The organism is Phormidesmis priestleyi ULC007 (assembly GCF_003003695.1).
Taxonomy (GTDB): Bacteria; Cyanobacteriota; Cyanobacteriia; order Leptolyngbyales; family Leptolyngbyaceae; genus Phormidesmis_A; species Phormidesmis_A priestleyi_A.
On the sequence record NZ_PVWG01000001.1, the window covers coordinates 229,324 to 253,256 of the forward strand.

24 protein-coding genes are annotated in these 23,933 nt (G+C 48.9%); 7 read left to right on the forward strand and 17 right to left on the reverse strand.

The features are described 5' to 3' along the window. Positions 1 to 9: 9 nt before the first annotated feature. From C7B65_RS01015 to C7B65_RS01055, 9 genes are all read right to left on the reverse strand, one after another. A complete protein-coding gene (locus C7B65_RS01015) occupies positions 10 to 687 on the reverse strand; it encodes a class I SAM-dependent methyltransferase (protein ID WP_073069049.1) in 678 nt (225 codons plus the stop codon). Further along, entirely contained in the window at positions 647 to 1,954 is a 1,308-nt protein-coding gene (locus C7B65_RS01020; RefSeq protein ID WP_083582599.1) for an ABC transporter ATP-binding protein, read from the reverse strand. Before C7B65_RS01020 ends, C7B65_RS01015 begins: the two co-directional genes overlap by 41 nt. Before the next feature lie 94 nt (positions 1,955 to 2,048). Then, positions 2,049 to 2,456 carry a HEPN domain-containing protein gene (locus C7B65_RS01025; RefSeq protein WP_073069050.1) on the reverse strand — a complete coding sequence of 136 codons (408 nt, stop codon included), beginning with the start codon at positions 2,454 to 2,456 and terminating at the stop codon, positions 2,049 to 2,051. Then, positions 2,449 to 2,769, reverse strand: coding sequence for a nucleotidyltransferase domain-containing protein (locus C7B65_RS01030; protein WP_073069051.1), 321 nt, complete (start codon positions 2,767 to 2,769; stop codon positions 2,449 to 2,451). The genes C7B65_RS01025 and C7B65_RS01030 overlap by 8 nt, the downstream gene beginning before the upstream one ends. Positions 2,770 to 2,876: 107 nt before the next feature. Next, on the reverse strand, positions 2,877 to 3,719 hold the full coding sequence (locus tag C7B65_RS01035; protein ID WP_073069052.1) for an ABC transporter permease: 843 nt from the start codon (positions 3,717 to 3,719) through the stop codon (positions 2,877 to 2,879). Then, positions 3,719 to 4,630, reverse strand: a complete 912-nt coding sequence (gene hepC, locus C7B65_RS01040) for a heterocyst development glycosyltransferase HepC (RefSeq protein ID WP_073069053.1) — start codon at positions 4,628 to 4,630, stop codon at positions 3,719 to 3,721. The genes C7B65_RS01035 and hepC overlap by 1 nt, the downstream gene beginning before the upstream one ends. A gap of 64 nt (positions 4,631 to 4,694) precedes the next feature. Then, complete coding sequence (locus C7B65_RS01045) at positions 4,695 to 6,884, reverse strand: GumC family protein (RefSeq protein ID WP_073069054.1); 2,190 nt, start codon at positions 6,882 to 6,884, stop codon at positions 4,695 to 4,697. 49 nt (positions 6,885 to 6,933) lie between these two features. Further along, a complete protein-coding gene (locus C7B65_RS01050) occupies positions 6,934 to 8,106 on the reverse strand; it encodes a glycosyltransferase (protein WP_083582601.1) in 1,173 nt (390 codons plus the stop codon). Positions 8,107 to 8,531: 425 nt separating this feature from the next. Continuing rightward, positions 8,532 to 9,962: an SLBB domain-containing protein gene (locus tag C7B65_RS01055; RefSeq protein ID WP_073069055.1), complete on the reverse strand. Its 1,431-nt coding sequence runs from the start codon at positions 9,960 to 9,962 to the stop codon at positions 8,532 to 8,534. A gap of 294 nt (positions 9,963 to 10,256) precedes the next feature. On the opposite strand from C7B65_RS01055, the gene C7B65_RS01060 reads away from it, so the two are divergent. The 4 genes from C7B65_RS01060 (at position 10,257) to C7B65_RS01075 (ending at position 13,607) form a co-directional block, all read left to right on the forward strand. After that, positions 10,257 to 11,093, forward strand: coding sequence for a CheR family methyltransferase (locus C7B65_RS01060; RefSeq protein WP_073069056.1), 837 nt, complete (start codon positions 10,257 to 10,259; stop codon positions 11,091 to 11,093). A 76-nt stretch (positions 11,094 to 11,169) separates the two neighbouring features. Next, a complete protein-coding gene (locus tag C7B65_RS01065) occupies positions 11,170 to 12,780 on the forward strand; it encodes a hybrid sensor histidine kinase/response regulator (RefSeq protein WP_223257256.1) in 1,611 nt (536 codons plus the stop codon). Beyond that, the gene (locus C7B65_RS01070; protein WP_073069058.1) at positions 12,777 to 13,151 is read left to right on the forward strand and encodes a response regulator; all 375 of its coding nucleotides are present in this window, start codon (positions 12,777 to 12,779) and stop codon (positions 13,149 to 13,151) included. Before C7B65_RS01065 ends, C7B65_RS01070 begins: the two co-directional genes overlap by 4 nt. Before the next feature lie 114 nt (positions 13,152 to 13,265). Continuing rightward, complete coding sequence (locus C7B65_RS01075; RefSeq protein WP_073069059.1) at positions 13,266 to 13,607, forward strand: cupin domain-containing protein; 342 nt, start codon at positions 13,266 to 13,268, stop codon at positions 13,605 to 13,607. 144 nt (positions 13,608 to 13,751) lie between these two features. Here the strand turns inward: C7B65_RS01075 and C7B65_RS01080 are convergent, their stop codons facing one another. The 5 genes from C7B65_RS01080 to C7B65_RS01100 all read right to left on the reverse strand — a co-directional run bounded on the left by C7B65_RS01080 (position 13,752) and on the right by C7B65_RS01100 (position 17,419). Then, positions 13,752 to 13,943: a hypothetical protein gene (locus tag C7B65_RS01080; protein WP_073069060.1), complete on the reverse strand. Its 192-nt coding sequence runs from the start codon at positions 13,941 to 13,943 to the stop codon at positions 13,752 to 13,754. Beyond that, positions 13,936 to 14,388, reverse strand: coding sequence for a hypothetical protein (locus C7B65_RS01085; RefSeq protein WP_073069061.1), 453 nt, complete (start codon positions 14,386 to 14,388; stop codon positions 13,936 to 13,938). Before C7B65_RS01085 ends, C7B65_RS01080 begins: the two co-directional genes overlap by 8 nt. Before the next feature lie 281 nt (positions 14,389 to 14,669). After that, positions 14,670 to 16,655: a caspase, EACC1-associated type gene (locus C7B65_RS01090; protein WP_073069062.1), complete on the reverse strand. Its 1,986-nt coding sequence runs from the start codon at positions 16,653 to 16,655 to the stop codon at positions 14,670 to 14,672. Positions 16,656 to 16,659: 4 nt separating this feature from the next. After that, positions 16,660 to 17,040, reverse strand: coding sequence for a hypothetical protein (locus tag C7B65_RS01095; protein ID WP_073069063.1), 381 nt, complete (start codon positions 17,038 to 17,040; stop codon positions 16,660 to 16,662). A gap of 196 nt (positions 17,041 to 17,236) precedes the next feature. Further along, on the reverse strand, positions 17,237 to 17,419 hold the full coding sequence (locus C7B65_RS01100) for a type II toxin-antitoxin system HicB family antitoxin (protein ID WP_073069064.1): 183 nt from the start codon (positions 17,417 to 17,419) through the stop codon (positions 17,237 to 17,239). Between the two features lie 72 nt (positions 17,420 to 17,491). On the opposite strand from C7B65_RS01100, the gene C7B65_RS01105 reads away from it, so the two are divergent. Then, positions 17,492 to 18,175 carry a Uma2 family endonuclease gene (locus tag C7B65_RS01105; RefSeq protein WP_280523169.1) on the forward strand — a complete coding sequence of 228 codons (684 nt, stop codon included), beginning with the start codon at positions 17,492 to 17,494 and terminating at the stop codon, positions 18,173 to 18,175. A gap of 225 nt (positions 18,176 to 18,400) precedes the next feature. On the opposite strand, the gene C7B65_RS01110 is transcribed toward C7B65_RS01105, so the two are convergent. Together C7B65_RS01110 and C7B65_RS01115 are read right to left on the reverse strand one after the other, a co-directional pair. After that, on the reverse strand, positions 18,401 to 19,297 hold the full coding sequence (locus C7B65_RS01110; RefSeq protein ID WP_083582602.1) for an FGGY-family carbohydrate kinase: 897 nt from the start codon (positions 19,295 to 19,297) through the stop codon (positions 18,401 to 18,403). Between the two features lie 122 nt (positions 19,298 to 19,419). Then, a complete protein-coding gene (locus tag C7B65_RS01115; RefSeq protein WP_073069066.1) occupies positions 19,420 to 20,037 on the reverse strand; it encodes an FGGY family carbohydrate kinase in 618 nt (205 codons plus the stop codon). Positions 20,038 to 20,118: 81 nt separating this feature from the next. Between C7B65_RS01115 and rbsK the strand changes: the two genes are divergently transcribed. After that, positions 20,119 to 21,054: a ribokinase gene (rbsK, locus tag C7B65_RS01120; RefSeq protein WP_073069067.1), complete on the forward strand. Its 936-nt coding sequence runs from the start codon at positions 20,119 to 20,121 to the stop codon at positions 21,052 to 21,054. Between the two features lie 152 nt (positions 21,055 to 21,206). On the opposite strand, the gene C7B65_RS28270 is transcribed toward rbsK, so the two are convergent. After that, positions 21,207 to 21,578, reverse strand: a complete 372-nt coding sequence (locus tag C7B65_RS28270) for a hypothetical protein (RefSeq protein WP_073069068.1) — start codon at positions 21,576 to 21,578, stop codon at positions 21,207 to 21,209. A 1,119-nt stretch (positions 21,579 to 22,697) separates the two neighbouring features. Here C7B65_RS28270 and C7B65_RS29505 point away from each other — a divergent pair. After that, positions 22,698 to 23,834, forward strand: coding sequence for a GTPase family protein (locus tag C7B65_RS29505; RefSeq protein WP_397428383.1), 1,137 nt, complete (start codon positions 22,698 to 22,700; stop codon positions 23,832 to 23,834). Positions 23,835 to 23,933 lie beyond the last annotated feature (99 nt).

Sequence of the window (23,933 nt, forward strand, 5' to 3'; positions counted from 1 at the left end):
AACTAAAGCTTATTTAACTGCTTCAATGTTTAAGCTTACAGAGTAATCTGTATGATTCACGTAAACCTTGCCGATAGAGTAGTCATCAAAAGTCGTAAATTCGGATGAGCCTGGTAGCCATTCTCGAACTTCACGAAATCCAGCATTGATTAACAAGGTTTCTAGCTTCTTCTTGTTAAAAGCAATCATGTGAAAATTATACTGATAGTCCTGACCTCCCATCAACGGCGTAAGGATCGTATCAATATCACAACTGTTTTCTTGATAGATCTTGAGAAGCAAATCAAAGTTAGGAACAGACAATCGAAGAACTCCTTTCTTCTTCAAAACTCTAAACCATTCATCCAGAACTTGCGGAACATGAAGATGTGAGAAATGCTCTAGGCAGTGACTAGCATAGATAAGATCAACACTCTCCGTCTTGAAAGGAGACAAATCATTAATTGCACGAACATAATGGATGTGAGGGGCTGGCAACCCATCTACGTTAATAAAATCTGGGTGATCGACAGAACCACAGCCTAAATGTAGGTTGATGCTCCCATCTTGAACATTAGGGAAAGCCGGACGAAAAAACTGTCGCTTGAATTTTTCAGAATCAATTAGCAGCTTAAGCTTAAAATCATGCCATTGCAAACGATAGCGATCACGAATGGGTATAGGGATAAGTTTGACAACTGATTTCATTGTGGCTAGTCTCCCAGTAATGCTCTACAACAATTGGAGTTCTTTCCTGATTTGGAGGAAATTTAGATCGATAAATGTCTGCTTCCGTTACTTCTATCGTGGCAAGATCTTCTTCCCAACAAAGCCATTCCAGCATTGGAACAGCTAAACCAACATTTAACCTGTAGTTTCCAGCAGCCAATGGAAGACGAGGGATAATGCAATCAATAAAAGATTCACCCTCTGAGATTGATAACTCTATGCCGCTAAGAGGCTGAGTTGAATATTGAATCAGCTTGTTTCCGTCAAACGTTGAAATCTCCAAAACAACCGACCCAGAAATCACAGGTCGAGGTGCATAATAACGAACTCTTATCCTTAAGTAATCCCAAGTTTTAATAATAGGAATAAGATGATTTTTTTCGTCTAAAACAGCAACTTCAGTAACCTGAAATTTAGAGTGATCAACTTTATCATTCTTGTAAATCACTCCGGCAGGATAAGATTGCCCCTTGTAAAGCGCCATCATATAGTCGTGTACCACTTCATCAACTGAGCCAACACATTTGACTTGTCCTTGTTGCAAATAGATTCCTTGATTGCAGAGACTCGAAATCGCGCCAATATTATGACTAACGAACAACACAGTTCTTCCTTCTTGACCAACCTGCTGCATTTTGCCTAAACACTTTTGCTGAAATTGAGCATCGCCGACTGCTAACACTTCATCCACAATTAAAACTTCTGGTTCTAAGTGAGCAGCAACCGCAAAAGCGAGACGCACATACATCCCCGAAGAGTAGCGTTTTACAGGCGTATCAAGAAACTTCTCCACCTCTGCAAACGCTACAATCTCATCAAACTTTCGCGTAATTTCTACCTTACTCATCCCCAGGATTGCGCCATTGAGAAAAATATTCTCCCGACCAGTTAACTCTGGGTGAAAGCCCGTCCCCACTTCTAACAAACTGGCGACTCGTCCTTTGATGCGAATGGAGCCATTGGTTGGTTCTGTGATTCTGCTTAAAACTTTTAGAAGGGTTGATTTGCCTGCGCCATTGCGACCGATAATGCCAACCCGATCGCCCTGTTTAATCTCAAACGAAACGTCCTTCAGCGCCCAAAACTCTTCTTGAGCAGCGCGGTCTTTAGAGCGACCTTTAAACAAAGACCCAACGCCATTGGCGATCGTTTCTCGCAATGACTTATAGCTGCTGCTTCCTTCTTGCTGATGACCCAGAATATATTTCTTACTTAGGTTCTCAACTTGAATGATTGTGTCAGACATTACAACCCCTACCTGTTTCGCTATTATCAACTTCGACCACTCTGGACTGAATCAGGACAATCAAATGACCTTTACTCACAACACACAATAGTTGCTATAAGCCCAAGTCAGGCGGCAAAACTTGAATCACAAACTTCACAAATGCCACTGCCATTTCAAAGGCTTGATCTGCTTCAGATTGTCCTGGAGCTACAGCCTCTCCTGGGTAGCGGAACTCTGTTGCGTAAGGCGTTAGTTTAATTGCCATTGCTCTCCACTCACCAAAACCAGGCTCTAAAGGAATACAGAGTGCCAGTAGAGCTACCAAATTGTGAGTTTTCTGAAAAAGTACGTCCTGGTAAGTTAAGTAACCCTTGATTGCTTTCTCGGATGCCTGTTGACAGTGGTAAACCGATATATCAAGATAGGATTCCTCACTCTTGAGCAATAGCCGAGCCGCCCCCAAGTCTCGTTGGCTTTTGATCAACCACTGGCGAATCTCATCCCGCTTTGCCTCATTCATAAAGCACTCTACCCCTCTCAAGTGCTTGAGAGACCAGCGATGTCGCCACCGTAGCTGATTTCTCTACCTCTCGGCGCGTTAACACTAAAATCTCCGTTGGAGCGGTCAATCCCCACAGAGAACTATAAGCTTGACTTGCCCGCTGATGACGGGGTTCATCAGAGTCAGGGACAATCACTAAAATGTCAATGTCACTGTCATCATTGGGTTCCCCATAGGCATGAGAGCCAAACAGAATTACCTTTTCTGGCTGCAAACCCTGCACCAACCGCTCAACAATTGCTTTGAGAAGTTCTGCTGATAGATGTTTCATCACTTTTAGCCTTGACGACCTACGACGATCTGGTTTACACAACTAGTCTATTGCCATCCTTCAGGTTTTCAACTTCGTATGCGATGGGTAACGCCTGGTGACGATCGCTAAATCACATCTGCAAACGTCCGTTCTACTTTCCGAAAATACCAAATGCCGCTGATCAGAACTAGAATGACCAGCCCGATCGACAAAGCAAATCCAGGTAGATAAATGTCAGCTTCTTTTCCCAAAATTGCCCAGCGAAACCCATCAATCACCCCCACCATCGGGTTGAGCGAGTAAAGCAACCGCCACTGCGCTGGCACAACACTACTGCTAAACCCAACGGGCGAGATATACAATCCAAACTGCATCACAAATGGCACGATATAGCGAAAGTCTCGATACTTCACCGTTAATGCTGCAAACCATAGCCCAATTCCGATTGCGGCTGCCGATGCAATCAACACAAACAGCGGAAGCGATAAGATTCTCCAACTGGGAACAAAGTTATACCACGCCATTAGCCCCAGCAAGATCATGCCAGAGATCATAAAATCTACAAAGCTGACGGCCACGGCGCTGAGCGGCACGATTAAACGAGGGAAGTAAACTTTTGAAATCAAATTGGAGTTACCCACCAAGCTGTTGCTACACTCGCCCATTGCACTCGAAAAAAACTGCCAGGGCAACAATGCAGAAAAGATCAGAATCGGGTAGGGAACGCCATTAGACGGCAACTTAGCAATATTGCCAAACACGATCGTAAACACCACCATTGTCAGAAACGGACGAATTAGCGCCCAGGCGAGTCCGATCGCAGTTTGCTTATAGCGCACCAAAATGTCTCGCCAAGACAGAAAGTAGAGCAACTCACGATACTTCCACAAGTCTCGCCAATACTGCTTTTCAATCTGACCAGCGGCAATCACAATTTCTCTTCGAGCCGACTGTATATTAGGTTGCATTAGTACGCTCCAAACCCTGAAATAACTTTGGGAATTGTCAACAGCAAGAATTTAAAGTCGCGCCGCAATGACCAGCTTTCTAAATACTGAAGGTCAGTCCGATTGACGATGCTGATATCAAGCTGGGTCGATCGAGCCTGCACCTGCCACGCGCCCGTCATTCCCGGTAACGCATTCAAACGCTGATGTAAGTCTGGGCTGATTCTCACCACATCATAGAGCGCCCAAGGACGCGGGCCCACCAGACTCATTTCACCCCGCAGCACGTTAATCAACTGCGGTAGCTCGTCTAAGCTATAGCGGCGTAACCAACGCCCTACACTGGTGACACGCGGATCATTTTCGAGTTTGTGTAACCCGGCTTGGTGATTCATGACTTGGTGGTGCATCTGGTCTGCACCCTCCACCATTGTGCGGAACTTGATGATTTGAAACATCCGACCTCGCTCACCCACTCGCCACTGCCGGAAGAAGATTGAACCGCGATCGCGCCGAATCAGCAGTGCCAACACCAGAAGGAGCGGACTGAGAATCAGCAGCAAGATAGCGGCAATGATGCGATCGGAGACTCGCTTCAGACCCCACCGCACAGGACGTTGTGCTTGCAGAAATCCGCGTTTAGTGGGGGTGCGAACAAACGCAGGTTTCCCCGCTTGCTGACAGGCTGCTGCCCAACGCTGTAGCGCTTCTTCGCCGATCGCCAAATCCAACTTCACTAGCTGAATCGGCGACAGACGTAGACAATCCACTAACCACGGAACTGCATTCAGATGGGGCAGTGAAACGTGAGGATGCGAACTCGCTGCGCGAACAATTAACTTCTGGAGCCGCCAGTTCAGAGCATATTTAGGTTCACTTAGAACGGAGCTAGTGAAGGCGCAATCTGAGGAAACAAGAGGGCTAGAGAGCATAGGACAATTTTGTTGTGTAAGGGGCAGAAGACTGAACTTCAGAGCGGGTTAACCAAGTCAACCGTTAGTCTTGAGCAGAGTAGTAAGTCTCACGAACTGTTGGGCTACTCACACCGTTGGCAACGACCCCGATTAAATTGAGCTGGTTGAGCATCTCGATCGATTGAGTCAGTTTCGGTCGAGTCACTTGATTGATGCGCCCCACCAGCAAAACGCCACTACAGCAAGATGCCGTCAACACAGCGTCTACCATTCCCAGCGCGGGTGGGGCATCGACAATCACCAGGTCATAGGTCTGCTCAAAGGTGGCAATAATTTCTTTCATCCGCTGAGAACTCAAAAGTTTGGCAGGGTCAGCCGGGGTCGGCCCTGCTGTCAGCACCGAGATGTTCCCCCGCAGGTTAGCGTCCTGAGTTTCAATCTGTTGAGGAATCGGACTCTGGCTGACCAAAAGCGTAGACAACCCCTGTTCGTTGGGTAGATTAAGCAACTTGTGCAAATTGGGTCGCCGGAGATCGGCATCAATTAACAACACTCGTTGATGCAGTCGCGCTGCGCTAATGGCTAACCCGACGGATAGCGTAGATTTGCCTTCTCCTGCCAACGTAGAGGTGACGACGATCGAGTGCAGTTCAGCCGTTGCGTTAATCAGTTGCAGGTTTTGGTAGAGCAGATCGAGCGACTCGCGAAACGGCCTCCATTTGGTGAGTTGTGTGATCGGCGGCAGTAGCGCTTGAGTTTGCCCCGAAAGCCGCAGGGATGGTTTTCCGCTCATGGCCCCCAGCGAGAGTTCAGGAATCGTGCCTAGCAATGGCACAGCGGTTTGCTGTTTTAACTCGTCAGAACTGTGAACAGAATCGTCGAGCACTTCTCGCGACACCGCCGCCACACCGCCTAAAAGAATGCCAACAACCAGACCCAGCATCAAATTTTTCTGAAGATTAGGGCCGGTTTTAGCACCAATTTGGGCTTGTTCGACCACCTGCCAGGCAAAGCCGCCTCGCGCAATCTCTAACCCTAGGTCTTGTTGAGCTTTGAGCAACTGTTTGAGGGTGTCTCGATTCAGTTCAATGTCTGGCTTTAACCGTTCATATTGGGCCAGCAGTTGAGGAAAGCGTTGCAGTTCTGCACGCACCTTCTGCTCACTGCTCAACAAACTGAGATATCGCGCTTGAGCCGTGCTTAAACTGCCTTGTGTCTCGACAAATTGACCGATCAGCGTTTGGTCAAACCCGCCCAGTTGTCCGGTTGATAAAAGACTTTCCCCAGAGCCGGGAGAACTGCTGCCCAAAAGACGACTGGCTTCAAGCTGGAGTTGCTTTAATTGTCGCTGACGCTGATCAAGCAATGGCTGCATGTTGAGCGTGTTTTCTTTAAATCGAACTCGCTGCTGCTGAATCGCCAACTCTGTTTTCTGAATTTCATTGAGTACCGCTTGATAGCGACCTGACTGATTGAGACGCGCCGTTAGCACCGCTTGCTGAGGCGAGAGATTGACCTTCTGCTGCAAATCACCGTAGCGCGTCTGCAACTCTCGAATTTGCACCAAAGTCGCTTGTTTGTCAGCCTGCAATCGGTTGAGCATCTCTGTTTGGGCGGCTGCCTCGGCAGAAGGCTCGATCAGCGATTGGTCGCGCCGAAACTGCTCTAGGGCTGCCTCAGCATCTTTGACTTTGCCTTCAACCTGCGGAAGTTGCTTATCGACAAAAGCCAGCCCTCGCGTCAGCCGATCTTGCTGCTGCTGGAGATTGTAATCTTGATAGACCTTTTGCACCGCTTGCAGAACTTTCTGCGTCTTAATCGGATCGTTGCTGGTGTAGGTGATGCTAAAAATTTTAGTGTCTACTTTTTTGGTTCCTACTTGCACGATCGTCAGCGCGCCTCTAAATCCACCGACACTTCCAGGATTGTCTGGATCAAGCTCTGGATATTCTGTTTGGAGTAATGTCATCGCTTTCTTCAGCAGATTAGAGCTTTGCATTAACGAAATCTGCGTGGCGTAATCGACTTCTACCGTGGCATCCGTAAAGGGGTCTGCTCCGCTATTCTTTCCCTGATAGTTTGGCTCAACCAGAAACTGCATGCCGCTGATGTAAGTCGATTCTTGTTTGAGGGTGTAGGCAAAGGCGATCGCCACCGATACCGTACCAGCAGCCAATACCCAAAGATAATGACGCTTGAGAATGGCGAATAATTGTCCATATCCGGGATCGGTGGCGGCAGACAGATTCAGTTTTGGTTGAGCGGCTGTCATAGGGTTGTACTCAAGTTGGTAAATGGCAAATGTCGAATGTGCAGACTTCTTATAGAACCGTTTCGCGGAGAATGGAGGAGATCGGGAAAGATTCTCTATCCAGGTCAGATTCTTGATGTAGATGAGGGGTCGATCGCGGCGATTGGCAAACCTGGTCGATCACGGCTTCGAGTTTTTGGAAGAACGTGTCTTCTGAAAAGTGATCGATCGCGTGTTCTCGAATCGCTTTGTAATCCCATTCTTGATTGCGCGATCGCACCAATCCTCGCTGCAATGATTCGGGTGTTTGGCGTTTAAACAAAATGCCTGTCTTACCGGGGATTTGAGTATCTAAAACTCCGCCTGCCCCATAAGCGACCACTGGAGTGCCACTGGCATTCGCCTCGACGGGCACCAGTCCAAAATCTTCAAGCGCGGCAACAATGACGGCACTGGCTTTAGACATCAGCCGAGTTCGCTCTACATCAGGCACATAGCCTAAAAATTCAATATTGCTGCGAGCCTGTGATTGAAGCCGTTCGCGCTCTGGGCCGTCTCCCATAATCACCAAGCGCCAGCCAAGCCAGTTAAAGGCTTCGACCACCAGGTCAATTCGCTTGTAGCTCAACAGTCGTGACGAGACAAGATAGAAATCTTCTTTCACGTCTGACGGAGTAAATTTGCTCGTTTCGATCGGGCAGTTAATCACGATCGCAGGTTTACGGTAAATGCGCCGAATTCGATCTGCCACCACACTAGAGTTACCGATATAAAGATCGGGTTCTTGAGCGTATTTCAAATCGGTCGTTCGCATGGCTCGAAAGATGTGTTCTAACGCTGGAGAAAAGCGGCGGAAGCTGCCATATTCGCGCAGGTAAGTTTGGGTATCCCACAAAAATCGAGTGATGTTATTGCAAAAGCAAATATGGTGAGCGTCAGGGCGTTTGCGGACTGCTTTTGCAAAACTGGTGGTGCTGCTAATAATCAGATCGTAGTCTTGCAAATCGAGCGATCGAAATGCCGGGTAGTATAAGGGAGCCAACAGTCTGAAATGCTCGGCAGCGTTGGGAATATTTTGCAGCCAGGTCGTCTGAACTTGGCGATCGCCCAAATCAATACTTCTATCAGGATCGTAGAGAGAGGTATAAATATCTGCTTGAGGATAGCGTTGGCAGAGCAATTCAAAAACCCTCTCTGCTCCACCTTTTTGCGTTAAATAATCGTGGACTAGTGCAATTTTCATTACCAGAAACCAGCGAAGCTAGATTGTAGGTGGTTCGTCAATAAGTTGTTAAAAAAAATGACACCCTTGACTTCTACTTCAATACGTAATCTGGTAGTTGTTCTGATTATTTAAGAATTATGGCTGCATATTTTGAGTGCGTGTATCAATTCATCAAGTTTTTACACTTTCAATATTTTTGCAGCCTTATAATTACCATCAGAATTGTTCTGAAAAATTTGAAAATCTGCAAATTTTTCGCACCCTGAATCAATCTCTTTGTAGGTCAGAGATTTTCTATCAGTAATCTATAGTTGATAGATTACTTAATCATTAGCTTGTTCAACTTCGCGTTTCGTCATTACAAGCATTCTTTTCTAGTTAACTTGTGTTTTGTCTACGATCGCTGTTTTGCATCAGTTCGTCAATCCGTTAGAAACTGCATTCTATAAACCGAAAAGTCTAAACACACCCAACAATCCACTAAACGGAGATAGGATCGATTGGATCGTGGATGAAACGCCCGCCAAAGCTGACTTTCGGACTACCAGCGTGTCATTATTTCGGAGGGCTGGATTGCCCTTCTCGTTAAGCCCTTGAGCAAAATCGACAGAAATATCTCGTTTTGTCACCGTTCCGTTGGGGTTGAGACGAATCAAAGTGACCGACCCTTTTCGTGCTCGATCGTTAAATCCCCCTGCCGCTAATAGTCCTTGATTAAGTGGCGTGTTGGGATCGATCGCCAGAGTTCCAGGTCGTCCCACTTCTCCCACCACATTGATGTTGATTTTGTTGGTTGAAAAACTGGCAGAGGCAATTCGAGTTGCTTCTTGATCGTTGAGTGTCGTCGCGGTTGGGATCTCGATCGTGTCGCCTTCTTGAAGCGGCACATCTTGACGCAGATCGCCCGATGCCAACAGCTTCCAAAAATCGACGTTAATGGTTTGAATGTCGCCCGATTGCGTCATTCGTCGCACCTGAATCTTGCGAACATCAGCAGTCTGAGTAATGCCGCCTGCCGTTTGAATCGCGCGAGTCACACTGTTTGCTTGCAGCGTTGGCGTATTCGTGTCACCGCTGCCGTTACCACCCGCCTGAGTGAGCGTATAAGGGCCCGGACGATTGACCTCTCCCACCACAGCAATTTTGATCGGGCGAGTGGTGCTGGTGGCAAAATTAGCCGCCGCTAATCGTCTCATGCCGTTTAAATCAACTTGAGAACTTGTAGGAATCAGAATGCTGTCGCCATCGCGCAACCGCAAATCTTGCCGCACATCTCCGGTTTGCAACAGTTGCCCTAAGCTGACGGTAATGATTTCGTCTGCACCTTGATTAAAAGGGCGAGGGCGACGAATCTGCACGCGATCGATATCGGCTGCCTGAGTCACCCCTTCAGCCAACTGCAAAACTTGCGTTAAACGAGGGCTGCCTCCCGCGGCGGCTGGCACTGGGTAAGAACCCGGACGATTCACTTCACCCGCGATCGCCACCGTCACAGGGCGCGCTGTCGTCAAGCTAACCGTTACCATCGGGCGCGTCAAGATGGCATCAAATCGCCTCGAAATGACCGTTGCCGCTTGCTTGAGCGTTCGACCCTGCAATGAGACGGCTCCCACTTGCGGAAAGTTGACCGTGCCATTGGGTAACACCTGGTAATCACCCGTAAACTCTGGCACACTAAAGAAATCGACGCGAATGCGATCGCCCCCATCTAAAAGATAGCCGTCGTCTTCAGACGGCGTGGGCACACTGGCAGGAGCCGGGTTTGGCTGCACACGAGCCTGGACGATCGCGGGAGAAAAGCAAGCAGTTGCCACCAGCAGCACTAGCGTAGATTGACCAATCAAACTGAGTTGTGACCGAACACGAGTTACCATAAATCTTCGTTACGGATACGGAGTCCTTTGCTTTCTTCATACAAACGACTCAGCAAATATCCGGGTAGTTTAAGTCAAAAGTAGAAAACTATCATTCAGTAAACACGTAAATTCACGGGGCCTATGTAGAAGCCGAAGATTTTATTAAGTGCTCTAGCGACAATGAAACCACCTTGCCTCTCCCGCAGGAGAGGGGCTTTCAAAAGTGTTAAACCAGTCCCTAGAGCTTTGCTAGAAATAATCTGCCCTAAGAGTGAGCAACTCTATGCCCTTTGCTGAGTAGACTATTCGCTGATGGACACCATCTCATCCACCCCTAACTTAGAGGACATCGAAATTCAGTTGCTTTTAGATGGCATTTATCGTTACTATGGTCACGATTTTCGCAACTATGCTGCCGACTCGCTTAAGAGACGCATTCGTCGTTTTCTTAACGTAGAGGGGATCGCAACTGTTTCGGCATTGCAGGCACAAATCTTGCACGATCGGGCTTGTCTGAAGCGGTTCTTGCTCAGCCTCACGGTCAACGTGACAGCCATGTTTCGAGATCCCAGCTTTTTTCTCGCCTTTAGAACATTGGTGGTGCCCCTGCTGCGAACCTATCCCTTCATTCGCATTTGGCACGCGGGTTGCTCGAGTGGGCAGGAGGTTTATTCAATGGCGATCGTGCTTCAAGAAGAAGGGCTTTATCATCGCTGTCGCATCTACGCAACTGACACGAACGAGATTGTTTTACAAAAAGCAAAGCAGGGCATCTTCTCACTAGAATTAATGCAAGAATATACGCAATTTTATTTGAAAGCAGGTGGCAAAAGTAGTTTCTCAGAATACTATACGGCTGCGTATGACAGCGCCATATTTCGTTCATCGTTGAGAGAAAATATTGTTTTCTCGCAGCACAATCTTGCGACCGATTCATCGTTTAATGAATTTAACGTGATTATTTGTCGCAACGTGTTGATTTATTTTAATCACCTCCTCCAAGATCAAGTTTGCAGTCTGTTTCATAGCAGTCTGTGTCCGTTTGGCATTCTTGGTTTAGGGCGACAAGAGTCTCTTAAATTCACTGCCTACGAAAAGCAGTATGAAGAGATTGCGATGGGTGAAAAGCTTTACCGGAGGTTGAACTAGTGAGACAACCTCGGCACAGTTTCCCTTGCAGTCAATTCATATTCTCTTCTACTCAGAAAAGCCTATGCAGCCCGATATGAAAGTAAACATTCTGCTGGTAGACGATCAGCCAAAAAACTTGCTAGCACTAGAGGCGGTTCTCGGTGATCTGGGGAATTTGGTGAGAGCCAACTCTGGGCAAGAAGCATTACGACATCTGCTGAATCAAGACTTTGCTGTCATTTTGATGGATGTGCAAATGCCAGGCATGGATGGCTTTGAAACCGCTACATTAATTCGTAGTCGTTCGCGATCGCGCCACGTTCCGATTATCTTTCTCACTGCTTTTAGTGCCAGCGATCAGCTTATGTTTAAAGGCTATGCGCTGGGGGCAGTTGATTATTTGTTCAAACCCATTGACTCTAGCATTCTAATTTCTAAAGTCACCGTATTCGTTGATCTGTTTAAGAAAACCGAAGCGGTGCAGCGACAAGCCGCCCAACTTGTGGCCATGAATGGGGAACTGCGCCAAAGCGAAGAACGATTTCGATCACTGAGTGCTTGCTCTCCGGTCGGCATCTTTGTCGTTGATTCGGTGGGGCGCTGCACCTATGCCAATCCGCGATTTCAGGCGATTTGCGGTTTGACTGAAGCTCAGAGTTTAGCAGCAGGCTGGTTTCCGTCGGTCTGTAGCGAAGACCAGGAACGGGCGATCGCCCAGTGGCAAACCTATGTGTGCGAGGGCAGTCACTACTCTGAAGAACTGCGGTTTGACCCCAGTGACGACCACGCGCCACGCTGGATGCACGTGCGCTCTAGCCCCATGCTGTCGGCTCAAGGAGAACTCTTAGGCTATGTGGGCACGATGGAAGACATCACTGAGCGCAAACAAGCCGAAGAAACCCGTGCCGAAATGCTGCGCGAACAGATCGCTCGACAAGAAGCCGAAGCCGCCAGCCGCATGAAAGACGAGTTTCTCGCAGTGCTATCCCACGAGTTGCGAACGCCCCTTAACTCAATGTTGGGATGGGCGCGACTGCTGCGATCGAAGAAGATGGATGAGACTAGCGTGGCCCGTGCGTTAGCCACGATCGAACGCAATGCCGAAGCCCAATCGCGACTGGTCGAAGACATTCTAGACGTGTCTAAAATGATTCGGGGCAAGCTTCAGCTTAACTACTGTGCGGTTAATCTTGTTCACGTAGTTGAGATTGCGATCGACTCGGTGCGACCGCAAGCAGATGCAAAATCAATTCAGTTAATTACCTCGATCGCTCCATCGGTCAGCAAAGTTTGGGGCGACCCGATGCGGTTGCAGCAGGTAATTCTCAACCTGCTCACCAACGCCATCAAGTTTACGCCCAACGAAGGCACCGTTGAGGTGAAGCTAGAGAAACAACTGAATGAAGAATTCCTTCAGCTTCAGGTCATTGATAACGGAATTGGCATTGACTCCGACTTTTTGCCTAGAGTCTTCGATCGGTTTCGCCAAGCCGATAGCAGCACAACGCGATCGTTTGGGGGTTTAGGATTAGGGTTGGAGATCGTGCGTCACTTAGTCGAACTCACCCAAGGCACCATTCGCGCAGAAAGCCCCGGTGAAGGAAAAGGCTCAACCTTTACGGTTGTTTTACCGTTGTGGCAGGGCAGCGATCCACTGCTCAATCATTTGGTGTCAGAAAATTTAGAAGGCGCAAATGTTAAATGAAGCGCGTTTTAATTATTGACAACGAACCCTTTATTCAGGAAGTTGCAAAAATCTGTCTAGAGATGATTGCAAACTGGGAGGTGATCACGGCAAGTTCTGGAAAAGAAGGCATTATCAGAGCCATAGCCGAACAACCAGACGCGATTTTGCTCGATGTGATGATGCCTGAAATGGATGGACTGACCACCTTTGCCCAACTTCACAACAATGCTGCAACTCAGTCCATTCCAGTCATTTTGCTAACCGCTAAGATTCAGACTTCTGCTCAGCACCACTATGCTCAACTGGGGATTAAAGCGACGATCGGCAAACCCTTTGAGCCACTAGAACTTGCCCATCAGATTGCCGCCGCGCTGAATTGGAACCTGTAGTCTCTCTGCCATTCGATAGGGATCTTTTGAAATGCATTGTCTACCAAAGTTAGACGAAAGCCTACTCCTAACGGTCTAGTATTCCTTTAGATCAAGATTAACTCTAGGAATCTCATGGCTGACACAAGCGTCAAAAAAGTCGATGCCCAGTCCTCGCCCCACGGTGATATGGGTCAAAAATATTTAGCATCGGGCAAGCAAGTTTCGATGCGGCTTTGGGAAAATGAGCAACCCAGCGAGGCAAAGCCCAACACTCAACGAGACTATGAAACTGTGGGATATGTGATCCAAGGTCGAGCAGAATTGCACATTGAAGGACAGATGGTTTTGCTAGAGCCAGGAAGCTCTTGGGTAGTGCCTCAAGGCGCGTCTCACACCTACAAAATCTTGGAGTCGTTTACGGCAGTCGAGGCAACGGCTCCTCCTGCTCAGGTGAAGGGCAGAGATGGAGGGTGAAGCCAGAGCTTGAGTTTCCAAGTGTGGAGAGGCAAATAGCGCCGCAGTTTGAGTTTGATGAAAAGACTGTGATGCTTTCTGAACATTTGCGATCGCGAACAGATGGGCGATCTCCAATTTACGGAGAGATAATCGCTGAGATGCTCAAGCCACTTTTCGCGCTTCTTCGGCTTCCAATTCAGCAAGTGTCGCGGCTGCATCGGCTAAATATTGGGCAATATTGGCGCGAACGATCGGGTCCTGTTCTTGTTGCAGTTCTTTGGTGTGAAATAAAACTCGGAGACGGCATCCTTGAAGCGACTCAGGATCAATAGCGTAGTGATGTGGCTCAGACATCTAAACTTTCCTCCTGTACTTCAATCCTGACCAATTGCCGTTCTGTTTCGGAATAGATAAATTTTACACCAATCATCAAGTTGCTCCCTAACAAAATATCTTGAACAGCTTCTGTTGGAGATAGCGAAGGGTGACGGGCAATGACAGCGTAATGACCAGGAGCAAGATTTGCAAAGATCGCGATCGCAGACCGTAGCATTACAGGTTGCTGGTCAACAAAAGCTCTGTCTGAAGTCAGCAAGATCAAAACGAGTTCGCCATCAATGGAGGACATCCCTGCACCTTGCTGATTGCGGATCACAGCAATAATGTCTGCCAACTGGTTCACTCCTGTCTGAGATTGAATCTGCACAGTAGATAAGAGTTTAGCGCAGGTTGAGCGTGATGAGAAACTGTGATGCTTTCTGCGAGAGTTGCGATCGTGAATCAACCAGCGATCGCGCACCGCAAAAAATATTGAAATCCAATGCCCATCAACCCATCAACACGTCACCACCATCGTAGGGGCAGTGCCCCCGCGCCTGCCCGTGCCACCATCGCACCCACGAATATCTCTAATCTACGATCGCCCAACCATCCTCCCTCCAATTTTTGACGTACGATCGCCCAACCATTTCCCTCACACGAATGTCTTCAAAGAACCAGCGCTGAGGGGTTCGTTTACCCGATGGTTTAAGGGGCAACTACAGGGGAATTGCCCGTACAATTTGCCTGCATGGGCAGGGTTTAAGGAGTCCTGGGAGCAGGGAGGAGGACGCGAAAACCGATGTTGTTGTTGCGGTCATCGCGCCTAGTCCTGTTGCGATACGCAGAACGGCAGAAGATAGGGTTGTTGCTCCAAGATCCGCCGCGCAGCAGACGAAGTGTATTTTCGCGATCGCTATCCAGTTCCCAAACCCGACCATCAGCAGGAGCATTGTCATAATTCTCATGCCAAGGATCAGCACACCACTCCCAAACGTTTCCGTGCGTATCATATAGCCCAAACGCATTAGGCGGAAAGCTGCCTACATCCGTTGTTTGTTTTCGGTAAACTCCTTTGGGAGAATCGCCATAAGTCTCGTTGCCGTCGTAATTTACCAAATCTGTTGTAATCGTTTCCCCAAAATGAAACGGCGTTGTCGTTCCTGCGCGGCAAGCGTATTCCCATTCGGCTTCGCTGGGTAGACGATAGGTTTTCTCAGTTTTTTGGGAGATGCGATCGCAAAACTCAACGACCTCATCCCAAGACACTTGTTCAACAGGTCGATTTGCTCCTTTGAAGTTTGACGGGTCGGGATCGAGATCAAGATTGATTTTGGGGAGACTTGCGATCACGCTCCACTGCGCCTGAGTGATCGGATACTTGCTCATGAAGAAGGGTGCGATCGTCACCTTATGCGGTGGCTTTTCACCGTCATACTCCATCGAACCCATCGTAAATGAGCCGCCCGGAATCGAGACCATATCTAGCTTGAGAAAGTCTTCTGTAAAATATTCAGCACGACCGGGACGAGTTTGAGTTGTCAATTTCTTCTGCCCAAACAAGCCCGATTTCTGCTGCACTTCTAAGGTGACAATATCAAACTCGAACGTTGAGACAGTTCGCGGGGTTGGTGGAGCAGGACGAGGAATAGAAGGCTCAACTGGTGGAGGAGCAGGGCGAGATTTAAGGACGCGCTGCTCGATCGCGCCCACATTTTCATCCGTGAGATTGAGATCTTTTTGCAAGGCTTTGAGTTCTTGACGAGTCCGATCGCTTAACGGAGACTCGATCGCAATCTCTTCTTGCAAAACCTCTTCATATTCCTGCAAATTGCGCTGATGCTGGAGATAAGGTTCTAAAACTTCAGCCTCGATCGCGGCGGCTTCTGCGATCGTGAGGTTGAGAGACTGCGATCGCCGATTCAACACACGCCGCCCAGCAGGACGAATGATTCCGTCTTGGCTAAATTCCTCAACCGTCGATCGATACAGCAACTTTGGATCACTAATCGGCGCATTTGCCAGAAAGATTTTCTCACCCTCTTGCAGAATATATCGCTGAGGACGCATCGAAGGAGCGGCTTTGCTCACTCTAGCTTTGGCACAATCGTGCAACTCATTGACCGAAACCTTGCCATCGCGATCGAGATCCGCCGCCCCAGTTTCAATGCCTTCGACCAAATAGCGAGTATAGACCGCTAACTCTTCTCCCTTGCGCTCAAACGAATATTCCACCGCCGAAGACGACGTAAGCACAATCCGACCTTCGCCGCCCAACTGCTGCTTAAAGTCGATCGCCCCTTCTGCATCTCTAGCAATCATGCCCTCGCCAAACGCGCCACTGTTGCAACAATCTAAAATCACAACCTGGCGATTAGAGGTGCAGTTTTCCATCACATCATGCACAAAACTAGCCGGAACAGCCGTTCCTTTGTTGAGCTTGCCTTGCGAATTTTTTCGGGTGCTGCAATTGGTGAAATAGAACTTGCCAAACTCATCCGTGATGCCATGCCCAGAAAAATAGAGCAGCAGCAGATCATCTTCATGGCAATTGTCGAACAAGGTCGAAATTTCATTTTGCATCGTCAGCAAATCAGGATTTTGAAGCGGTGTCACCCGATCGAATCCGCCAATCTCTGGATGTTGCAAAACCCGCCGCATTGCCTCGACATCGTTCGCCGCCGCAGGCAATGGGTTTAACCCCGGCTCATATTCACTCACCCCAATCAACAGCGCAACTTTTGCCATAGGGTTACATCGACTGCGAGAGCCGCTTAATCGTTTCTTCAGCCGCCGCCAGTTCTTCGCGACTGCTGACTTCAAGCTCTATTTCTCGACCATCGGCAAACTTGGCTTTAATTTTGATCGGTTTGTTTCCCAATCGATCGCCCACAAATCCAAATAAGTTTTTGAGGCTGGCAACACTCACTTCCGCTTGCAGCAACCCCCAGAGAAACGCACCCAGAGCGCGGTTTCCTTCGGGTGGATTGGGGTCGGCAACGCGATCGACCTTAACGCCTTCTAGCGATCGCATCTGTTGCCAGAGAGTTTGCGTCAGTTTTTCCTGCTTTTCAGGGCTAAGATCCGGGTCTTGAAACGTAAAGGTAAGCTCAACATTGGGGGCGATCGTCATGGCAAAATCTACATCTAACGGCGAGGACTAGACTGAATTCTAACCTTTCTCTATAGAATTCACGAAGCCTTAAGATTGCCCTGAATTTTTACTCATTGATGCGATCGCTAAATGCGCTATGCGTCGTTACCTTCTTCACTCCAAGGCCTGTCCTGTATCATCCTGCTCATCGAGATCGATCGCTTCCATCATCTACTTAATGCTTCTCTCTCCCCTCAGTTTCAGAAAGGGTTTCTAGATAAAGTTCGACGGCTTCTTTGATATTGGCTTGCACTTCTTCCAAAGTGTCTCCTTGCGTTTGGCAACCTTTAAGCTGCGGACAGTAAGCATAGTAGCCACTCGCATCTTTCTCAATCACAACGTTGATTTGGTAAGACATAAGATTGTCGTTCTGTCCAAACTAGCAAATTATCCTACTCTTCATTTTAGAAGCGATCGCCAGCTTACATAGATGATTTGTGGGAAAGCTGCCGCAAACCAGCATACGCTCTCGCCCTTCAGTCAAAGCTATAATGCAACCACAGAGTTTGAACCTGCCATGACGCAACTGCTTGTTCGCCACTCAACCGATCAGCACCTCATTCACCACGGGCGGACGTGGGAACAATTTAAGCTGATCGAACAAGGGTTTGAAGATTCTCCAGGGGTGCGGCTATATTACTACGATGGTACGATCGAGATTCTTATGCTAGGGCAAGACCACGAATTTTTCAGCCGAGTAATTGGGCTACTCATTAGTGTTTTCTTTGCTGAAATCGGCGTTGAGTTCGCTCCTACAGGCGCAATGACTCAAGAGAGAAAGGGAATCGTATCGGCACAAGCAGACGAATCTTATTGCATCGGAGACTTGAAGTCTAAGCCAGATTTGTCGATCGAAGTCATCTTCACCAGTGGCGGCCCCAACAAATTAGATCGATATAGAGCGCTTGAAATGCCTGAAGTTTGGTTTTGGGAAGATGGATTATTTAGCCTACATCACTTGCGAGAAAATGAGTATGAGCGAATCGAGCGCAGCGAGTTACCTCACCTAAAGCGTCTCGATATCAGTGTCTTAACCGAATGCGTTCTGATCGCTCAAACCTCCAGACTTGAAGCGATCCAAAAAATCAGAGCCGCAGCCGCTGAAAGTACCTGAAGCCGAGATGAGGACATTCAACTATCGATAGACGAGTCGATAGAAGGAATTGACTGTGCAAAATACTGAATTGACGAGTCAATAGAACGAATTGACTGTGCAAAACACTGAATAGACGGGTCAATAGAACGAATAGACAGGTCAATAGAACGAATTAACTGTAGATGACACTGAATTAAGGCATGAATGGATGGAACAGGCAGGGCGATCGCTTCCCTGGAACGATTATTGAGCGCGCCTCCAGTCATGCAAGGGAGAATAGAGCGATTGGTAACGATGCCAAGCAGCTTCTAGCTCTGGGGTGACAGTGTTTGGAGTAATGACTCGATCGTAACCCGCCTCCAGCTTGGGAACAGTAGAAAGGCTGCGGTAGATCTCCGTTCCTAACCCTGCTAAAATTGCCGCCCCTCGACTAGAAGCCGCAGACATAGTTAGAGGATGAAGCGGCACTTGCAGCACATCTGCAATCAGTTGTTGCCATACAGGATCGATCGTACCGCCGCCTGTCAGATTGAGCGCTGGCACCGAAATGTTGATCGCCGTCATTGCCTCTAAACCTTGCTTCAGCGAAAACGCAACGCCTTCTAGCGCCGCCCGCATTAAGTGCGATCGGGAGTGGTGCAGCCCCAAACCAACCCAGGCACCTCGCGCATTAGGATCAAGATGCGGCGTTCGCTCTCCGGTCAAATAAGGTAAAAACGTCAGTCCTTCACACCCCGCAGGAACGGCAAACGCTTGAGTATAGACTTGCTGCCACGTCAGACCCAACATATCGCGCACCCATTCCAATGCCAAGCCAGCATTTTGGATGGCGGCGAGTGCATACCACTGTTGAGGCAACGCCGATCGATACAAATGAGTGTGTTTTCGAGGATCAGCGATCGGCTGATCGCGAAGGCTAACGATTTGGGCACCTGTTCCGATCGTCAGTTGCACTACTCCCGGATTCACAACACCACTTCCGAGAAGAGCGGCGGCTGTGTCGGCGGCTCCAGTGACTACAGGCAAACCAGGAGGCAAGTCTAGATGTTCTGAGGCTTCGGGGGTTAGATGTCCCGCAATACTGCTAGACGGAATTAGTTTAGGAAGCCAATCCGATCGCAGATTCAACGCATCGATGATGGTGGATGACCAGCGGTCTTTGCTGACGTTATAAAGGGTGCGACCTCTACCTGATACTAAAGTGACTCAAGCCTCCTGCTGATAAGGTTTTTGAACGATTTCACAGTAGTCTTTTTGATTATTCATTGATCAATTTTACAGGCACTCAAAACCCTTATGGAGCAAAAGGTAATCGGTTTTTTCCAATGTATCGGATGGAGGTCGCACCCGTTATAAAGCAGTGTGCCTGATGCGTCGGAGGGGTCTGTGGCGACTTCTCCCGTCAGACGAAATCGCAGCCAATCTTTCGGCTGAAGTGCCCATCGAGCGTTGGTGTAAATATCTCGTTCATATTTGCGAAACCAGAGCAAACTCGTTCCTGCCATTCCGGTCGTGATTGGGTTGGCGAGTTTAGAGTGCAGACCCGACCCGATCGCGTGATAGGCGTAGAGCATTTCGCTCGATCGCGTATCTGCCCAAAGAATTGCCGGGTAGAGCGGTTGGGCGTTTGCATCGGTCAAGACGACTCCGTGCATCTGCCCCGATAGCCCGATCGCTCGAACATGTTTTCGGTGATCTTGAACCGCAGACTTAACGGCGATCGCCACCGATGCCCACCAATCTAACGGATTGATCTCCGCCCATCCCGGTTTAGGCGTTTGCACCAAATAGCGACTCGACGATTCAGCAATGATTTTGCCATCATTGCCCAGCAACACCGCCTTCACCGAACTTGTTCCTAAATCAATGCCCAGCAGCATAATTGAATTTTGGATAAGGAAGCGTGAAAATCTGTGGATGGAATGACCTAATCTTGATTTTAGATCCAAATTCAAAATCCTATGTCTCTTCCTCACGTAGTCGTCTTCGGCAGCATCAACATGGATTTGGTCGCGAAAACCCCTCGCCTACCAAGACCCGGTGAAACGTTAACAGGTCACAGTTTCTCAACCGTTCCAGGTGGAAAAGGAGCGAATCAGGCAGTTGCGATCGCACGTCTAGACATTCCAACGGTGATGATTGGGCGAGTCGGAAACGATCGCTTTGGACAAGAACTTTTGCAAAGTCTACAATCCGCAAAGATTCAAATAGAAGATATTTTAGTGGATGATTCGGTTAGCTCTGGTGTTGCCCTGATTGCAGTCGATGATGAGGGTGAAAACACGATCGTTGTGATTCCGAGTGCAAACGGACGGGTGAATGAGTCTGATGTCGAAAGATTGTCATCTCACTTAACCGGAGCAGATTCACTGTTGTTACAGTTAGAGATTCCGATCGCAGCCGTCAAAGCCGCCGCTCAAGCTGCCAAAAAATCAGGAGTCCGGGTGATTCTCGATCCGGCTCCTGCACGGTCTGACTTGCCGATCGAACTCTATCCCCTAATCGACATTTTGACCCCAAATGAAGGAGAAGCCGAACAACTGGTAGGGTTTCCGATCGAGAGTCCGGCTTTGGTTGCCGAGGCAGCCACCATTTTGCAGCAGCGCGGAGTCAAAACCGTTGTGATCAAATTAGGGGCAAAAGGCGGATTTTGTGCCACGCCCGACGAAGCATTCTTTTTTCCGGCGTTTCAGGTAGCGGCGATCGACACCGTAGCCGCCGGAGATGCTTTTAATGGAGGACTCGCTGCCGCGCTTGCAGCAGGAAAACCGCTTCGAGAAGCCATGACTTGGGGAGCCGCAGCCGGGGCACTCGCCACCACAAAACCAGGGGCACAATCTTCACTGCCCGATCGCGCCACTTTGATCACGTTTCTTGAGCAACAAACCAATCGATAAGCTTGCGAGCGATGCTCAGTTTTGACAGAACTTTTGACAAATCGTGTTTGTCAAGCTATAGCAATCCTATTTCAATTGCCAGAGTGGAAAAGGCTTCCAGCCTGTACGAGCAAGATGCCCATCCCACAATTCATTTAGGATGCTATGGGCGGCTATGGTAGCACTTGTTCAGACGGCGAATGGTGGACTAACCAGCGATGCAGCCCAATCATCACGATCGCCAACGGCACCAAAAAAGCGGGAATGATTTCTAACCCTGCTCGATCGGCAACCCACCCCACGATTGTTGGAATCGACGCAGAACCTAAACTGCCGACACTTGCGAGAAACCCGATCGCATATCCCGTCACTTGACTGATAAACAAAACCGTCACCGTTGCTGGGGTCAGATGATAAGTTTCCAGAATCGAAGGCAGCAACACTCCTAATCCGCCTTCAGCAATGCCGATCGAAATAAAGGCATAAAAGGCTAAAGCGATGCCGATCCAATGGGGATGATTTGGGCGCGATCGTGACGAAATCATTCAGACAACGGTAGCGACTAACAAGACTCCGAATGTATCTGATCTTCCTGCCGCTATCATCCTCTATCAGATTAGATTCCCGACATTCCTAAAATGGACAAATGATTTAGGTAGGGGCAATCCCCCCGTGGTTGCCCTCCATATTCTCCATATTCTCCCGTATTTCTCCATCTTTCGTTATTCCGTGAGTCAAGGGTAGGCACGGGGGCGCTACCCCTACAATCATTTCATTTCCTCATTCTGCAATGCCGCAGATTGGATTTCCTACACACTGATATTAGGTACAAAATAGAGCAAGTCTCTCCGTTGTACCCATTTTATTGGTCAACTATTATGGTGCGCCTCAAACTTTGGCAGTGGGCAGTTTTAGGATTGCCGATCGCGTTCGTCGCTAGTTTTCTGCTGATCGCCGCTGGGTTTCAAATTCACGCCTGGGGCATTAGCTGGATCTGGGCGATCGTCGGCTTAAGTCTTGTGGGCTGGCGCTGGCTTTTGGTGAAATGGACTCAGCCCGCCCTCGCCCAAGTCGAAGCCATTGTCACCGAACTCTCTGCCGACTTGCAGACAGAAACACCCACCACTGAGCCTGCCAATACGTCGTTTCAACAAGCCGAAGCAGCGCTTCAAAACACCCTGCAAGTCTCTCGCACCGATCCCGCGCTCTGGGAAGACTGGAACGTATTTTGGCAACGCTGCCAGACTTTGATCAGCGACATCGCTCAGGTCTACTATCCTCAAACTAAGCAGCCGCTGCTCAACATCTACATCCCCCAAGCTTATAAGCTGATGCGCGGCACGATCGACGACCTCGATCAGTGGATGCAGCGGTTGACTCCGGCATTAAATCAAGTGACGATCGGGCAAGCTTATCAGGCATACGAGGTTTATCAAAAGCTAGAACCGTCTGCCCGTAAGATTTGGCAAGCCTGGAATTGGGCGCAGTGGCTGCTCAACCCGGCGGCGGCGATCGCTAAAACGGTCACTCAGCGCACCAGCAACCGCGCCACTCAAGAGCTATTGTCTAATCTCAGCCAACTGATGCGAGAAGCGACTCTGAGAAATTTAGGCAGACAAGCGATCGCGCTCTACAGCGGCAGTGCCAATCCTGGATTAGAGGAGATGCCGCTCGCCCAACCAGTCTTGCCCAAGGCTCAAACGCAAACCCTGCGAGAGATTATTTCACAAGCGAATCCATCTCAAACCGTCGAACAATCGCCCGTTAACTTGCTCTTAGTGGGTCGCACCGGAGCCGGAAAAAGTAGCCTGATCAACACCTTGTTTATCGAAGCTCAAGCCGAAGTCGATGCCCTGCCCAGCACCGATCGCATTCAAGATTATCACTGGCAAACCGCCACTGGAGAAACATTGACGCTGTGGGATTCTCCTGGCTATGAGCAAATCGATCGAGAAGACTTGCGCGATCAGGTGCTTGATCATGCCGCCCACGCCGATCTCGTTTTGCTGGCGACTCCTGCCCTCGATCCTGCCTTGCAGATGGACTTAGATTTTCTCAAAGACCTCCAGTCTGAGATCTCAGATCTGCCGATGATCGCCATTGTCACTCAGGTCGATCGGCTCCGTCCGATTCGGGAATGGCAACCGCCTTATGATTGGCAACACGGCGATCGTCTTAAAGAAGTCTCGATTCGAGAAGCCACTCAATATCGAGCCAGTCTTCTCGGTCAAATCTGTCCACTAGTGCTGCCGATTGTGACGGGCAGTGAAACCCGCCAACCCTGGGGCACAGAAGCGCTATCGCTGGCAATTTTGGACTCGATCGCGCCTGCAAAGCAGCTTCGTCTGGCTCGCTTCTTTAAAAATCTCGATGCCCGGACGATCGGCGCGGCAAAAATTATCGACCATTACACCTTTCAGATGGCAACCACCCAAGGTCTAGCCGCTTTTCTCAAAAGTCCCGTGCTGAGTTTCATCTCGACGTTAGCCACCGGGTCGCCCACTCTGGCGCTTTTACTCGCTGAGAAGATTCCAGTTGAGCAGCTTCCGGTCGTAATTGGTAAGCTGCAACTCGCTTATGACCTATTCAATCTGCTGACCGCCGACCAACTCAATCCGCCCAGTTTTGACTTTGGGGCAATTTGGGGATTATTAATCGAAAATTCTGCCTCACCAGAACACAACGCTTGGGCATTTGGACACGCGCTCACCGAATATTGGACACAATCACTCACCGCAGAGCAACTGCGATCGCGATTTGAATACTACATGAAGACAGCCGACCCGAACGTCAGAAATTAGCAGCAAACCCCATAGAGTGCTATAAACAATTGCGCGACCGAGAAAAGTTTGGGGCATACTAGCAAGCGCCCTCCCACCCTTTCTCATTCACCAGAAACG

Bases quoted from the DNA above. Each gene is read 5' to 3' on its own strand.
- rbsK (WP_073069067.1), top strand. From the start codon at position 20,119: ATGTCTCTTCCTCACGTAGTCGTCTTCGGCAGCATCAACATGGATTTG.
- C7B65_RS01050 (WP_083582601.1), bottom strand. From the start codon at position 8,106: ATGAAAATTGCACTAGTCCACGATTATTTAACGCAAAAAGGTGGAGCA.
- C7B65_RS01065 (WP_223257256.1), top strand. From the start codon at position 11,170: ATGAAAGTAAACATTCTGCTGGTAGACGATCAGCCAAAAAACTTGCTA.
- C7B65_RS01030 (WP_073069051.1), bottom strand. From the start codon at position 2,769: ATGAAACATCTATCAGCAGAACTTCTCAAAGCAATTGTTGAGCGGTTG.
- C7B65_RS01015 (WP_073069049.1), bottom strand. From the start codon at position 687: ATGAAATCAGTTGTCAAACTTATCCCTATACCCATTCGTGATCGCTAT.
- C7B65_RS01095 (WP_073069063.1), bottom strand. From the start codon at position 17,040: ATGACGATCGCCCCCAATGTTGAGCTTACCTTTACGTTTCAAGACCCG.
- C7B65_RS01105 (WP_280523169.1), top strand. From the start codon at position 17,492: ATGATTTGTGGGAAAGCTGCCGCAAACCAGCATACGCTCTCGCCCTTC.
- C7B65_RS01075 (WP_073069059.1), top strand. From the start codon at position 13,266: ATGGCTGACACAAGCGTCAAAAAAGTCGATGCCCAGTCCTCGCCCCAC.
- C7B65_RS01100 (WP_073069064.1), bottom strand. From the start codon at position 17,419: ATGTCTTACCAAATCAACGTTGTGATTGAGAAAGATGCGAGTGGCTAC.
- C7B65_RS01115 (WP_073069066.1), bottom strand. From the start codon at position 20,037: ATGCTGCTGGGCATTGATTTAGGAACAAGTTCGGTGAAGGCGGTGTTG.
- C7B65_RS01020 (WP_083582599.1), bottom strand. From the start codon at position 1,954: ATGTCTGACACAATCATTCAAGTTGAGAACCTAAGTAAGAAATATATT.
- C7B65_RS01025 (WP_073069050.1), bottom strand. From the start codon at position 2,456: ATGAATGAGGCAAAGCGGGATGAGATTCGCCAGTGGTTGATCAAAAGC.
- hepC (WP_073069053.1), bottom strand. From the start codon at position 4,630: ATGCTCTCTAGCCCTCTTGTTTCCTCAGATTGCGCCTTCACTAGCTCC.
- C7B65_RS01080 (WP_073069060.1), bottom strand. From the start codon at position 13,943: ATGTCTGAGCCACATCACTACGCTATTGATCCTGAGTCGCTTCAAGGA.
- C7B65_RS01035 (WP_073069052.1), bottom strand. From the start codon at position 3,719: ATGCAACCTAATATACAGTCGGCTCGAAGAGAAATTGTGATTGCCGCT.
- C7B65_RS28270 (WP_073069068.1), bottom strand. From the start codon at position 21,578: ATGATTTCGTCACGATCGCGCCCAAATCATCCCCATTGGATCGGCATC.
- C7B65_RS01055 (WP_073069055.1), bottom strand. From the start codon at position 9,962: ATGGTAACTCGTGTTCGGTCACAACTCAGTTTGATTGGTCAATCTACG.
- C7B65_RS01060 (WP_073069056.1), top strand. From the start codon at position 10,257: ATGGACACCATCTCATCCACCCCTAACTTAGAGGACATCGAAATTCAG.
- C7B65_RS29505 (WP_397428383.1), top strand. From the start codon at position 22,698: ATGCCGCTCGCCCAACCAGTCTTGCCCAAGGCTCAAACGCAAACCCTG.
- C7B65_RS01070 (WP_073069058.1), top strand. From the start codon at position 12,777: ATGAAGCGCGTTTTAATTATTGACAACGAACCCTTTATTCAGGAAGTT.
- C7B65_RS01045 (WP_073069054.1), bottom strand. From the start codon at position 6,884: ATGACAGCCGCTCAACCAAAACTGAATCTGTCTGCCGCCACCGATCCC.
- C7B65_RS01090 (WP_073069062.1), bottom strand. From the start codon at position 16,655: ATGGCAAAAGTTGCGCTGTTGATTGGGGTGAGTGAATATGAGCCGGGG.